Genomic DNA, 13,882 nt, shown 5'->3' on the forward strand with positions numbered 1-13,882 from the left:
CACCGGGCATGCGTTTTCATCTGAAGGCAGTGGGCAAGGCCGGCGTGGTGTCGCTGAACATCGAGGCGCCCGGTCACAGCGAAGCGCGGCGCATCGCCGAGGATCAGGGCCTGCGCGTGGTCAGCCTGCACGCCGAGCGGCACTGGCGTTCGTTGCGCCTGAGCCAGCGTGAGACCTTCAATCTGGTGCTGTTCAGCCAGGAACTGACCACGCTGCTCAATGCCGGCCTGCCGTTGATCGATGCACTGGAAAGCCTGGCGGAAAAAGAAACCGCGCCTGCCGCCCGTAAAACCCTGAGCGAGCTGGTGCGGCTGCTGTACGAGGGCAAGTCGTTCTCCCAGGCACTGGCCCAGTTGTCGGCGGTCTTCCCGCCGCTGTACGTCGCGCTGGTACAGTCCAGCGAGAAAACCGGCGCGGTCGGCGATGCGCTGGGCCGTTATGTCAGCTATCGCCAGCGTATGGACGAGGTGCGGCAGAAGATCGTCAGCGCCTCGATCTACCCGTTGCTGTTGCTGGTGGTCGGCGGTGGCGTGGTGCTGTTTCTGATGGGGTACGTGGTGCCGCGCTTCAGTCTGGTGTTCGAAGGACTGGGCTCGAACCTGCCGTGGCTGTCGCAGATGCTGATGAGCAGCGGCATGTTCCTGCACGCGCATCAGGGTGAATTTTTCGGGATTCTGGCGGCGATCATCACCGCCCTCGCCGTGTTGCAGAAACAACCGGCATTCCGTCGCGGGCTGGATCGGCTGGTGGAAAAACTGCCCGCCGTGCACCAGCGGATCTTCATGTATGAGCTGGCGCGGTTTTACCGATCACTGGGGATTCTGCTGCAAGGCGGGATTCCGCTGGTGACGGCCATGGGCATGGTGCGCGGCCTGCTCACCGTGGCCTCACGGGCGCGGCTCGACCAGGCCTGCGAGCGAGTGCGCGAGGGGCAATCGCTGTCCACCGCGCTGGAGCTCAATCGGCTGGTGACGCCCGTATCCCTGCGCCTGCTGCGCGCCGGCGAGCAGTCCGGCAACCTCGGGCAAATGATGGAGCGCAGCGCCGATTTCTACGACGAGGAAATCAGCCGCTGGATCGAGTGGTTCGTGCGGCTGTTCGAACCGCTGCTGATGACCTTCATCGGCCTGTTGATCGGGGTCATCGTGATCCTGATGTACATCCCGATCTTCGAACTCGCTTCGAGTATCCACTGACCCCGGGAACGGGTCGGATCACACGCAAACAAGGCACATCCATGTTCCCAATCAAGACAACAAAGACGGAGAACGATATGCACATTCAAAAGCTCATGCTCGCAATGGCCATCGGCGCAGTCCTGTCGGCGTCCACCGTATTGATCCCGGACAACCTGTCAGGGGTGTCCAGCGTTCAGGCCAAGGAAGGTGGAAGTGGGGGTGGAGGAAGCGGTGGCGGCGGAGGTAGTGGCGGTGGTGGAGGCGGAAATGGCGGTGGCGGTGGTGGCAACGGAGGGGGCGGTAGCGGCGGAGGGGGCGGCGGCAACGGTGGAAGTGGCGGTGGCGGAAGCGGCAATGGCGGTGGCCATGGCGGCAGTGGTGGCAACAGTGGCAGCGGCGGCGGTGGAAACAGTGGCCACAGCGGCAGCGACCATGGTTCGGGCCATTCCGGCGACAGCGCCTCATCAGGACGCAACGGTGCCCATGCCGAAGCGGGCGACGATCATGGGGTTCATCGGGCCGGTGAAGTCGGCGATGACCATGGGGTACATCGTGCAGGTGAGATCGGCGATGACCATGGCGTACACCGCGCTGGAGAAGTCGGTGATGATCGCGGCGTGCATGTGGGCGGCGAGCCGGGCGATGACAAGCGCGCCAACTGACTCACGATCCCTGTGGGAGCTGGCTTGCCCGCGATAGGGCCCGGTCAGATAAAGCATCACTACCTGACCCACCGCTATCACGGGCAAGCCCGCTCCCACACTGTTTTTCAGCGGCTACAAAATCGCTTGTGTCTTATCCAGCCGCTCGCGCAAAAACTCGATCAACGCCTGCACCGGCCGCGATGCCTGGCGATGCTGCGGGTACACCGCCGACAAAATCAACGGCTCCGGGCGCAGATCATCCAGCACCGGCACCAGCCGTCCATCCTTCAGCGCCGCACCGACAATGAACGTCGGCAGATAGGTAATCCCCATCCCCGCCACCGCCGCATCCCGAAGCAACTCACCGTTGTTGACCCGCATCCGCCCGGTGACATTCACCAGTTGCGGCTTGCCCTGCCCTGCATTGAACCGCCATTGCACCGAACGCCCGTGGCCGTAAGGCAGGCAGTCATGGCTGAGCAGATCTTCCGGTTTGACCGGCGTACCACGCTCGGCCAGATACGCCGGACTGGCGCAATACACCCGCTCGATGGCAGCGATGCGTCGGGCGATCAGGGTCGAGTCTTCCAGCACACCGATGCGCAGCGCCAGGTCATACCCCTCGCCGAGCAAATCCACCGGGCGGTCACTCAGATCAACCTCCACCGTCACCTCGCGGTAACGCTGCAAGAACAGCGGCAACAGACATCCCAGGTGCGCCACCGCGAACGACAGCGGCGCGCTCACACGAATCGTCCCGCGCGGCTCGGCGGTCTGCCCGGCGATGCCCTGCTCCACCTGTTCGACTTCGCTTAACAGCCGCAGCGCCGATTCGTAATAGCTCTGGCCCAACGGTGTCACGTCCAGACGCCGGGTCGAGCGGTTGAGCAATCGCACGCCGAGTCGCTCTTCCAATTGCATCAACCGACGGCTGACGAACTGCTTGGACAGGCCCAATTGATCGGCCGCCGCCGTGAAGCTGCCGGAGTCCATCACCTGGCAAAAAATACGCATGTCTTCGAACGGGTTCATTGTCACTCTCTGGTTGACAGTTAAACGCTTTATAGCCGCTTTTTCACTTTCCGGCACCTCATTAATCTGTGCTCACGGTGTTGCTGAGGCCTGAAGCCCAGCGCCACAGCAGCCCGATCCCAAGGCATACAAAAACTCAAACGACTTAAAAAGGAATTACACATGAACATCAAGAAAACCCTCGTCGCTTCCCTCCTCGCCCTGTCCATCGGCAACGCATTCGCCGCCGAAGGCACTGGCGTCGAACACAACACCCAGGCCTTCCTCGATGCCCTCGCCGCCGGCGGTGGCAAACCGCTGGAGCAACTGAGCCCGAAAGACGCCCGTGCAGTGCTGACCGGCGCCCAGGCTTCGGTGAAGGTTGACCTGTCGGGCGTTGAAGTCAGCGACAAGGCGATCAAGGTCGACGGCCAGACGATCAACCTGAAGGTGGTGCGCCCGGCCAAGGTCAAGGGCGAGCTGCCGGTGTTCATGTTCTTCCACGGTGGCGGCTGGGTGCTGGGTGACTTCCCGACACACCAGCGCCTGATCCGTGATCTGGTGGTGGGCTCCGGCGCGGTCGCGGTGTACGTCGATTACACGCCGTCGCCGGAAGCGCAGTACCCGACCGCGATCAATCAGGCTTATGCCGCGACGAAGTGGGTGGCGGAGCACGGCAAGGACATCGGCGTCGATGGCAAGCGCCTGGCGGTGGCCGGCAACAGCGTCGGCGGCAACATGGCGGCGGTCGTGGCACTGATGGCCAAGGAACAGAAAACCCCGACCCTGCGCTTCCAGTTGCTGATGTGGCCGGTGACCAATGCCGGGTTCGATAACGGCTCGTACCAGCAATTCGCCGAAGGCCACTTCCTGACCAAGGGCATGATGCAGTGGTTCTGGGACAACTACACCACCAACCCGGCCGAGCGTGCGCAGATCCATGCCTCGCCGCTCAACGCCAGCGCCGAACAGCTCAAGGGCCTGCCCGCCGCGCTGGTGCAGACTGCCGAGTTCGACGTGCTGCGTGACGAAGGCGAAGGCTACGCCCGCCACCTCGACGCCGCCGGTGTACCGGTGACCTCGGTGCGCTACAACGGGATGATTCACGACTTCGGTCTGCTCAACCCGCTCAACGGGATACCTGAAGTGAAAGCCGCCGTGCGCCAGGCTGCGGCGGAACTGAAGACCCATCTGAACTGAGTGCAACCCCTCGCCACACCTTCGGGTGTGGCGTTTTCTTTTGTGCCCGCCGGAGTGCATCCCATGAGCCTTTTTTCTGCCCACCTGCTGTCCTGGAGCGCCCTGCTGCTGGTGCTCGACGCCCTGCTCTGGCATCTCGTCCCGTTCAAGCATCGCGCACAACGGGTCGGTGTGCGGCTGGTGCTGTTCCTGGCCTTCAGCGCGCTGATCATCAATGCCGGCGTCAGCCCGTTGCAGGCGCCGTTGTTTGCCGATGATCAAGTGGCGCAATTGGGGGCGACGGCGCTGGGGATTTTCTGGTGGCTGTACGCTGCGCGGGCGCTGACCGAAGTGATCGGTCTGATTCTGATGCGGCGCATCGGCCACAGCGGCCGGTTGTTGCAGGACGTGATCGGTGCGCTGGTGTTTCTGGCGGCCATCGTCGCGGCGGCCGGTTACGTGCTGGAGCTGCCGGTCAAAGGCTTGCTCGCCACCTCCGGGGTAGTCGCCATCGTCGTCGGTCTGGCGCTGCAAAGCACCTTGGCCGACGTGTTCTCGGGCATCGTGCTCAACACCACCAAGCCGTACCAGGTGGACGATTTCGTGGTGATCGACGGCGTTGAAGGCAAGGTGCTCGACATCGACTGGCGCGCCACGCACCTGCTGACCAGCGCCGGGACCCTGGCCGTAGTGCCGAACTCGGTGGCGGCCAAGGCCAAGATCGTCAACCTCAGTCGCCCGAACAACCTCCATGGCGTGTCGATCAGCATCAAGGTGCCGAACCACATCCGCCCGCGCCGGGTGCTCGACGCCCTCGACCGTACGCTGCAAGGCAGCAGCAGTCTGTTGCTGTCGCCTGCGCCGAAAGCGCTGCTGAAAGAGGCCGGCGAAGACATGTCGGAATACGTGGCCAGCGGATTTATCGCTGAACTGGGCAAGAAAGGCGAAGTGCGCAATCAACTGTTCGACCTCGCCCACCGCCATCTCGAAGCGGCCGGCATCTCGCGCCACCCGGATGGCGTGATCGAACCCTCGTCCCGCGCCCGTGCCTTGCTCGATGAAGTGAAAATCTTCCGCTCGCTCAGCCATGAAGAACGCGATCGCCTCGCTGAATCGATGGTCGCGCAGCAGTACAGCGCCGGGCAGGTGGTGCTCAATCTTGAGGAAGTGCCGGACAGCCTGTTCGTGATCGCCACCGGCGTGGTCAGCGCCAGCGTGCCGGACGGCAACGGTTTCACCGAGGCCGGACGCATGGGCCCGAGTGAAGTCATGGGTGAACAGAGCATTCTGGCCGATACGCCTTCGCAGGCAACGTTCACCGCGCTGACGTCTTCGATCATTTATCGCCTCGACAAGAGCCTGACCCGTCAGTGCATGGAACAGCGCAGCGAAGTCGGCCAGGCGTTGAACAAGTTGCAGGCGGTACGGCAGCAGAACAGTCGGCTGGCGTTGATGGCCAAGCCTGCGCCGGTGCGCAAGGGTGGGTTTTTGGGGTGGTTGCAGAAGCGGTGATGTTTGCAACTCGGAATACCCGTCGCCTTCAAGAGCAACCCCCTCACCCCAGCCCTCCCGAAACGTCGGACCGCCCCCAAGGGGGCGAGGGGAAAGGGAGCAGATTGGGGACCTTTCAAAACCTGAGTTCGACTCAAAACTTCCAGGTCGATGTATCTCTCCCAAACACCTCGATCGGCCCCCTCTCCCTCCGGGAGAGGGCTGGGGTGAGGGCTGGTTCTCAAATTGAAATACCCCCTATCAACACCGCAAAAAAATGCCCGCTCTTCAGCGGGCATTTTTCTTCTCCCAATTACTTGGCAGTGAACTTGGTGTAGCTGTTGATCAGGTTGCGATAGTTCGGCAGGCGTTCCGACAGCAGATTCGCCAGGCCTTCCATGTCGTTGCGCCAGTCACCCTGCAGCTCACAAGCCACGGAGAACCAGTTCAACAGCTGAGCACCGGCGGCCGACATGCGAGCCCAGGCAGCTTGTTGCACGGTGGTGTTGAAGGTGCCGGAAGCATCGGTCACCACGAACACTTCGAAACCTTCAGCGATAGCCGACAGGGTCGGGAACGCCACGCACACGTCAGTCACCACACCGGCGATGATCAGTTGCTTGCGGCCGGTGGCCTTGATCGCCTTGACGAAGTCTTCGTTGTCCCAGGCATTGATCTGGCCAGGGCGGGCAATGAACGGCGCGTCCGGGAATTGTGCTTTCAGCTCAGGCACGATCGGGCCGTTGGGGCCGCTGTCGAAGCTGGTGGTGAGGATGGTTGGCAGCTTGAAGAACTTGGCGATGTCGCCCAGGGCCAGCACGTTGTTCTTGAACTCGTTCGGCGAGAAATCCTGTACCAGCGAGATCAGACCGGTCTGGTGGTCGACCAGCAGCACCACGGCGTCGTCTTTGTTCAGGCGTTTGTAAGGAACGTTGCTCATGTGAAACTCCTCGGGGATGGGTGATGCGGCAAGCGCCGGCCATGAAGACCGGCGCCGTTTACGGGATCAGAAAGCGAAGCAGGAACAACCGAATGCGCCCCAGAAACCGGCGAAATCGCTGACCGGCGCATTCGACATCCGGGCTTTTTCATGGCTGTGGGTATGCACCGCGCACGGGCCGCTGCACTGGTGCACCTGGGCCTGCAATGGCGAATTCGGGCGCCAGTGGCCAGGAACCTTGACCACCGGCGACCAGTCCGGCAGTACCGGCAAGGCACGCGGGCCGAGGTCTTCGAAGTCGCCGGCGGAGTAAACGATCTTGCCGCCGACCACGGTCAGTACCGACTCGATCCACTTGATCGCTTCTTCTTCGACATGGAAGAAGTCCGCACTCAGTGCCGCCAGATCCGCCAGTTGCCCGACCTTGATCTGGCCCTTCTTGCCCTGCTCGGACGAGAACCAGGCGCTGCCGTGGGTGAACAGTTCCAGCGCGGTGGTGCGTGGCAAGCCCTCTTCGTACAGCGCCAGACCACCAACGGTGCGACCGCTGACCATCCAGTACAGCGAAGTCCACGGGTTGTAGCTCGATACCCGGGTGGCATCGGTGCCCGCGCCGACCGGCACGCCTTCGGCGAGCATGCGCTTGATCGGTGGCGTGGCTTCGGCGGCTTGCTTGCCGTAGCGATCGACGAAGTATTCGCCTTGGAACGCCATGCGGTCCTGAATCGCGATGCCGCCGCCCAGCGCTTTCACTCGCTCGATGTTCTGCGGGGTGATGGTTTCAGCGTGGTCGAAGAACCATGGCAAGCCGTTGAACGGGATGTCGCGGTTGACCTTCTCGAACACGTCGAGCATGCGGCTGATCGATTCGTTATAGGTGGCGTGCAGACGGAACGGCCAGCGCTGCTCGACCAGGTGGCGCACCACCGGCTCCAGCTCCTGTTCCATTGTCTGCGGCAGGTCAGGGCGCGGTTCGAGGAAGTCTTCGAAATCCGCCGCCGAGAACACCAGCATCTCGCCAGCGCCGTTGTGACGCAGGAAATCATCGCCCTGATGCAGCTTGACGCTGCCGGTCCAGTTCTGGAAATCGGTCAGCTCTTCTTTGGGCTTCTGGGTGAACAGGTTGTAGGCGATGCGCACGGTCAACTGGTCGTCTTTGGCCAGTTGCTCGATCACCTGATAATCGTCCGGGTAGTTCTGGAAACCACCGCCGGCATCGATGGCGCTGGTCAGGCCGAGGCGATTGAGTTCGCGCATGAACTGACGGGTCGAGTTGACCTGATATTCCAGCGGCAGCTTCGGCCCCTTGGCCAGGGTCGAGTAAAGAATCATCGCGTTCGGCCGCGCCACCAGCATGCCGGTCGGGTTGCCGTTGGCATCACGCACGATCTCGCCGCCCGGCGGGTTTGGCGTGTCGCGGGTGTAACCGGCAACGCGCAACGCAGCGCGGTTGAGCAACGCGCGGTCATACAGGTGCAGGATGAACACCGGGGTGTCCGGCGCCGCCTGGTTAATTTCTTCGAGAGTCGGCATGCGTTTTTCGGCGAACTGGAATTCGTTCCAGCCCCCGACCACGCGCACCCATTGCGGGGTCGGCGTGCGGTCGGCCTGATCCTTGAGCATACGCAGCGCGTCGGCCAGGGACGGCACGCCTTCCCAGCGCAGTTCGAGGTTGTAGTTCAGGCCACCACGGATCAGGTGCAGGTGCGAGTCGTTGAGGCCGGGGATCACGCAGCGGCCCTTGAGATCGACCACCTGGGTGCCGGCACCGCGCAGGGCCATGGCCTGCGTATCGTTACCGACGACGACAAAGCGTCCGTCCTTGATCGCCACGGCACTGGCGAGAGGTTTTTCGCGGTCTACCGTATGAAATTGGCCATTGAACAGAATCAGATCGGCGTTCATCGCAGTTCCTTCGAGATAAGTGAAACGAAGCCAGTATCCGCCACTTCAGCGCGGCGGATTGGCGTTGGATTCCAGGTGCTCATGGGGCTGACTGGCCGCCAGCCACGGTGCGAACAGTCGGGTCGCGGCCGGCATGCAGACGTACACCACCGACAGCACGATGGTCAGGGTGATCAGGAACGTCGCGACCACATAATTGGAGAGAAACCCGTTGAGTTTGAGCAACGGCCCCCAGATCAGTGGCACCAGCAAGGTGTGTGGCAGGATCACGAAAAGCGAGACCACTGCCTGCTTCCAGCGTGGTGGTGGCGTGGCAGCGTCGACCAGTGGCGTGAACCAGAATTCGTTGGCCGCATTAACCTCGGTCTGGTCGCCGTCGGCGAGCATCGGTGCAGCTTCTTCGATCAGCGCCTGACGCTGCGGCGAGTCGAGCCAGCGCTGCATCGCTTCGGTCGAGCAATAACGCAGCACGCAAGTGAACAGCGCGAGACCGCCCTGCTTGCTGCGCATCACGTCCACGCCCAGGTGCCCTTCTTCACGCCCCGCCACGCTGACGATATTGCGCAGCCAGGCTTCGTAGGGCTGCTCGAAACCGGCCTTGACCCGGTGCTTGACGATCAGCGTCACGGTTTCTTCGGTTCCCGGTTTTCTCAGGGACTGGGTATCAGGCATAGCGAAGCACTCCGGGCAAACGGGCATTGAGCGCCAGCCGTCCGGGCCCGGCGATCAGAACAGTGGTGAAGAGGATCAACAGCAACCAGCCGAACTGCCCTTCGGCCACACTCCATTGCGGATGCACGAGCAGCAGCGCCACCAGCAGCACAAACAGAATAGGCAAGCACGCCAATCTCACCAGTAACCCGGCGACGATCAGCAGCGGACAGAGGACTTCGGCGAAAATCGCCAGGATCAGCGTGAGGTGGGCACCGAGGTGAAACGGGTCTTCGATCAGTTGCAGCTGCGCCGTGAAGTCCAGCAACTTGGGCAAGCCGTGGACGAACAGCAGAAACAACCCGCCAGTGACCCGCAGGAACAGCAGGCCGAGGTCTTGCGCCTGGTCATTGCGTTGTACAGCGTTCATGGGCCCATCCTTGATCAATCATTGCCGGCAATGGTGCAACGATTGATCGGGGGGAAATTGGATGGGTGTGCTCTCTTTGGCGTGTTCAGGGTCGGAATGTGAAGGTGTCGAAATTGCACCAGTCCCCACCGGTCGTTTTGAGGGAAATTCTGGAGATACCAGCCGCTGAGAAGTCCGTGAGATGGAGAATCGAACCCACAGGCGTATGCGGAATAGATCGACTACCCAATAACCCACCTGCTGCGTTATGAAAATCCACCGAAGCAGGCGCACTGACGGCTCCACTCCAAAAATGCACGCGTGAACACGGAGCTCTCAATCGAATATCGATGACGACCAACCCGGAATAGGGGGACTCTCTCAAATAAGACGGTTGCAGCGATTGCCCGGTGATTGCGCCTTCGACCGGTACTGCCTGAGTGATTGCCACCATAGATCCCGGTGGACCTGAGACATAGATAATGTCCAGGAACGCGTTGCCATTAAAACCGCCGACACCCATGGACAGGCTTGAGAAGGATTCAAAGTCCTCCAGGTAATTTTTGTACAACACCCAGACAGGCACTGAATTTTGCCCACTGCCCACCTTGGCGGTGAACCTGTAAACCGCAAATGGCAGATTCGGGAGAATAAGCGTCCATGAACCTGAAGGATTGGCGGTCGCCTGTCTGATGAAGACCGTGCCATTGTACACATCGACAAGACTGCCCGCGGCGGCTGTACCGGTCAGCGTCACGCCTGGATCGAGTGTCTCGCCCCCGTTCGAAATCGGGGCCCCGCTCGGGTAGCCATTCATAGCGTCAATCGTAGTGTCTTCGACCGCACCCACGGTCAATAACCAAACGTCAGTCACCGGAAGACTGGCATTCTCCCGCAGTTCAAAGCGATGAGACCCCGGGCTCAGATTCGCCAGTTGCTGAATGAATGCGCCACTCAGGTTATAAAACCCACTGGCGACCACCGCGAGGTTGTCCGTGATCACAAATGGAGTACCGGGTGTGCCACTGCCGCCCAGTTCGATACTGGTGGAGGGCGTAGTGCCAGGATTGGAAATGGGCGCACCACCGGGATATGTCGTGCAATAGGTGAAGTTCATGGCTGACGCTCCTTCGAGATCCGATTGGCCCCATAGGCCTGTGCCATCGAACGCCAATCGAGAGGAGCGTCGCTACTGTCAACTTTGACAGTAGCGACGAGTGGTCAATGGGGTGGTTTGTCGAGATGGCAGGTTTTGACCAGTCACAAAAAACGGCCCGCAGGCCGTTTTATCAATACCGGATCAGGCAGCCGAGTCAGTTGACCAGCACTACTGCGCTCGTGCTCTCCTTGGGCAGGACCGTTAGGTAGGGACTGAAGTGATGACTCTCATGCGTTTGGGGCTGCCCCAAGGCAAATAAGCGCCTCCCAGACTCGTGCCACTCCATTGCCGGAACGCCATGCCCGGTGACTGGATCTGAGTAAATCGCTCACAGAGCGGATCTGGATAGATTCGATTATTGAAGACATATAGAGCCCAGTTGGCAATATGAGTGATCTGCAAATACTCGACGTGGGTATCGACATTGCCGCCTACACTGATCACCCAGGCTCTTGCCTCATCGGCTGTCAAAAACCCTTCATTTGTCTTCGTTTCATAAACATTGGATACCCGGACAGTGTAGGAAAGACTGCTGCCCGCAGCGTCTGTCACGGTGATGGTTGTCGCACCGTTCCTGCTGGCAATCACTTTCCCGTTGGCGTCGACAGTGGCGATATTCTGATTCGCCGATCTATAAACGTAGGGAGGTACGCCACCGATCGCAGCACGAGTCGCGCTGCTTTCATTCTCGGGGATGTAAGGCCAGCCGTTGTTATTGAAGAACGAATACTTGTTAAGCATCAGGGGAGATTGATCGATTGTCAGCGGACTGCTGTTACCCACTGTCAGCACCCAGTTGGAAGTCGACGGTGAGCTGGCATTTTTGCGCAACCCCATGACATGTGCTCCGGCGGCCGGGCCAAGCACCTGCTGGATAAACCTGCCACTGGCATTGAATACGCTGCCGGGCGGGCTCACGACCTTGAGGGCGCCGTTCAGTGTATCGGTAATTTCCAACGACTCTCCCGCCGGCCCCGTAGCGCCTAACTCAAAGCCTGCGGCGGGAGCGTTACCTGGATTTGGGATATCGGTCCCGCCCAGAGTCGTGCAATAGATAAAAGAGGGATCCTGAGCATTTGTGGCGAGCACGCCATAAGACATTGAACCGGGATCTGTCAGTGGGAGAACAGGAAAGGATGCATTTGACAAACCTCCCGTTGCGTTGGACGGCGGGACAACGACCATCGTGTCGTCCTTGGTGGACGACATTGAACCCGCACCATTGATAACTGCGGGATACAGGTAAAAGCCCAGGCCATAGTTTTGACTGGAGTTCACATCAGCCATGAAAAAATTGCCTGTGGGGCTGTTATAGACCTCCCCTGCCACAGCCCCGGTCCAGGCATTCGGATGCTCTGCCCCCCAGACCAACCATGGCGATGTATAACAACGCTGCATGACTGCACGCAAAGCGGGTGTAAGACCGCTGTATCCCTGCTGGTTCTGGTGAGCCAGGTATTTGGCATACGTAAATGGATAACCGGTGTGGTAAACCCACAGGCCGAAGACGTTGGTAATCAGGACAATGTATTCGACCTGCGCGCCCTGAGAGTCGGTAACCGTGATGGTGGCTGAACCATTGCTCATCCCGGTTACCTTGCCGTATGCATCTACCGTGGCAATATTGCTGTTGGACCGATAGCTGTAGGGAGGATGACCACCGGACGCCACTCGTACTTCGGTGTTTCCAATGGCATCGACACCATTGAGAGCCCCAGAGACATAACTCCTGACCATGACACCATCCAGACGCATGGGCTGCTGATCAATGGTTAGCGGAGCAGTCGATCCCACAGTCAGCATCCACAGGTCTGTCGCCGGTAAACTGGCATTTTCCCGCAGTTCAAAACGATGAGGTCCTTGAGCCAGGTTCACCAACTGCTGGATGAACGCACTGCTTTGATTGAACACTCCACTGGCCACTACCGAGCCGTTGTCCGTGATCACAAATGGAACACCCGCCTGACCACTTCCTCCCAACTCGATTCCGGTTGAGGGGGTACTGGTGCCAGGCGGAATCGGGAGTCCGCCGGGATACGTTGTGCAGTAAGTAAAGAATGGATTTTGGGTACTCATGGGACGCTCCTTCGCTGGCTCGGCTTAATTTGCGTAGGCATGTGCCATCGAACGCCAATCGAGAGGAGTGTCGCTACTGTCAACTTTGACAGTAGCGATGAGTGGTCAACGTGGTAATTGGGGCCCACCCTAGATCAATCATTGCAGGCAATGGTGCAACGATTCGCTGCGATACGAAGGGGTGGCAGCCATCACCGCGCTAAACCGCCGGAATATCCAGCGACACCGACATGAACTGACTGATCCGCGACCGCAGCCATTTCTCTGCCGGATCGTTGTCATGCACCCCGCTCCAGGCCATCGACAGTTGCGCCGCATCAATCGGAAACGGTGGATCTTCAGCACGCAACGCACAGCCTTCGACCAACGCACACGCGGCGTAATCCGGCACGGTGGCGATCATCTCGGTGCCCGCCAGCAGCGCGCGCAAACCGCTGAACTGCGGCACCCCGAGCACCACCCGACGGCTGCGGCCGACCTTGGCCAGGTCCACGTCGATGTTGCCGCTCAGATCCCCCGAAAACGACACCATCGCATGAGGCCGCTCGCAGTATTCGTCGAGAGTCAGCGGACCCGGGCGGTTGTCGCCGCGCAGGACCTTGCAGGGAATGTCGCGCAGTTTCTTGCGCTTGGCGTTGGCCGGCAGATCCGTTGTGTAACTCACACCAACGGAGATTTCCCCGGACGCCAGCAACGTCGGCATCAATAGATAGTTGGCTCGGCGCACCACAACCACGATCCCCGGCGCCTCTTCCTGCAACTGGCGCAATAGCGGTGGAAACAGACCGAACTCGGCGTCATCCGACAGGCCGATGCGGAACACGTCGCAACTGGTGGCCGGATCGAATTCCTTGGCCCGGCTGACCGCGCCGGAAATCACGTCCATCGCCGGTTGCAGTTCCTGAAGAATCGCCAGCGCCCGTGCCGTCGGCTCCATGCCGCGACCGTTGCGCAGCAGCAGCGGATCGTCGAACAGATCGCGCAGTCGGCCCAGTGCCGCGCTCACCGCCGGTTGGCCCATGAACAGTTTTTCGGCGACGCGGGTCAGGTTCTTTTCGAACATCAGGGCTTCGAAAATCACCAGCAGGTTCATGTCGACGCGGCGCAGATCGTTTCGGTTCATGGGCGTTTTTTCCTTTTGGGCCAGGCGCAAGTGCTACGCACTTTACTTGATCGGCGGCCATTCGAAATCAGCTTTGGCGGCGGAATTAACAACGTTTAACTCGTCAGCCTTCGCCC

12 protein-coding genes are annotated in these 13,882 nt (G+C 60.5%); 4 read left to right on the top strand and 8 right to left on the bottom strand.

Annotated features, from left to right (window positions below; all coding sequences use genetic code 11):
* Nucleotides 1–8: 8 nt before the first annotated feature.
* Nucleotides 9–1,196 (top strand): type II secretion system F family protein, encoded by a 1,188-nt coding sequence (locus OQ248_RS00360; RefSeq protein WP_085712060.1) that lies wholly within the window; start codon nt 9–11, stop codon nt 1,194–1,196.
* Nucleotides 1,197–1,273: 77 nt separating this feature from the next.
* Complete coding sequence (locus OQ248_RS00365; RefSeq protein WP_265811746.1) at nt 1,274–1,840, top strand: hypothetical protein; 567 nt, start codon at nt 1,274–1,276, stop codon at nt 1,838–1,840.
* Nucleotides 1,841–1,954: 114 nt separating this feature from the next.
* On the opposite strand, the gene OQ248_RS00370 is transcribed toward OQ248_RS00365, so the two are convergent.
* Entirely contained in the window at nt 1,955–2,854 is a 900-nt protein-coding gene (locus tag OQ248_RS00370) for a LysR family transcriptional regulator (RefSeq protein ID WP_085712058.1), read from the bottom strand.
* Between the two features lie 162 nt (nt 2,855–3,016).
* Between OQ248_RS00370 and OQ248_RS00375 the strand changes: the two genes are divergently transcribed.
* Together OQ248_RS00375 and OQ248_RS00380 are read left to right on the top strand one after the other, a co-directional pair.
* Nucleotides 3,017–4,033, top strand: coding sequence for an alpha/beta hydrolase (locus tag OQ248_RS00375; protein ID WP_265811747.1), 1,017 nt, complete (start codon nt 3,017–3,019; stop codon nt 4,031–4,033).
* 63 nt (nt 4,034–4,096) lie between these two features.
* Nucleotides 4,097–5,524, top strand: coding sequence for a mechanosensitive ion channel family protein (locus tag OQ248_RS00380; RefSeq protein ID WP_265811748.1), 1,428 nt, complete (start codon nt 4,097–4,099; stop codon nt 5,522–5,524).
* A 292-nt stretch (nt 5,525–5,816) separates the two neighbouring features.
* On the opposite strand, the gene ycaC is transcribed toward OQ248_RS00380, so the two are convergent.
* From ycaC to OQ248_RS00415, 7 genes are all read right to left on the bottom strand, one after another.
* On the bottom strand, nt 5,817–6,443 hold the full coding sequence (gene ycaC / locus OQ248_RS00385) for an isochorismate family cysteine hydrolase YcaC (RefSeq protein ID WP_008004800.1): 627 nt from the start codon (nt 6,441–6,443) through the stop codon (nt 5,817–5,819).
* A 66-nt stretch (nt 6,444–6,509) separates the two neighbouring features.
* Nucleotides 6,510–8,348 (bottom strand): amidohydrolase, encoded by a 1,839-nt coding sequence (locus OQ248_RS00390; protein ID WP_085747770.1) that lies wholly within the window; start codon nt 8,346–8,348, stop codon nt 6,510–6,512.
* Nucleotides 8,349–8,393: 45 nt separating this feature from the next.
* Nucleotides 8,394–9,020 (bottom strand): antibiotic biosynthesis monooxygenase, encoded by a 627-nt coding sequence (locus OQ248_RS00395; RefSeq protein ID WP_265811749.1) that lies wholly within the window; start codon nt 9,018–9,020, stop codon nt 8,394–8,396.
* The gene (locus OQ248_RS00400) at nt 9,013–9,429 is read right to left on the bottom strand and encodes a DoxX family protein (RefSeq protein WP_085712052.1); all 417 of its coding nucleotides are present in this window, start codon (nt 9,427–9,429) and stop codon (nt 9,013–9,015) included. Before OQ248_RS00400 ends, OQ248_RS00395 begins: the two co-directional genes overlap by 8 nt.
* Nucleotides 9,430–9,514: 85 nt before the next feature.
* A complete protein-coding gene (locus tag OQ248_RS00405; protein ID WP_265811750.1) occupies nt 9,515–10,525 on the bottom strand; it encodes a hypothetical protein in 1,011 nt (336 codons plus the stop codon).
* Between the two features lie 243 nt (nt 10,526–10,768).
* Nucleotides 10,769–12,643 carry an Ig-like domain-containing protein gene (locus OQ248_RS00410; protein ID WP_265811751.1) on the bottom strand — a complete coding sequence of 625 codons (1,875 nt, stop codon included), beginning with the start codon at nt 12,641–12,643 and terminating at the stop codon, nt 10,769–10,771.
* A gap of 199 nt (nt 12,644–12,842) precedes the next feature.
* Nucleotides 12,843–13,766, bottom strand: coding sequence for a LysR family transcriptional regulator (locus tag OQ248_RS00415; protein ID WP_265811752.1), 924 nt, complete (start codon nt 13,764–13,766; stop codon nt 12,843–12,845).
* Between the last annotated feature and the right edge of the window lie 116 nt (nt 13,767–13,882).

This window comes from Pseudomonas sp. COW5, assembly GCF_026240005.1.
In the GTDB taxonomy this organism is placed as follows: Bacteria; Pseudomonadota; Gammaproteobacteria; order Pseudomonadales; family Pseudomonadaceae; genus Aquipseudomonas; species Aquipseudomonas kribbensis.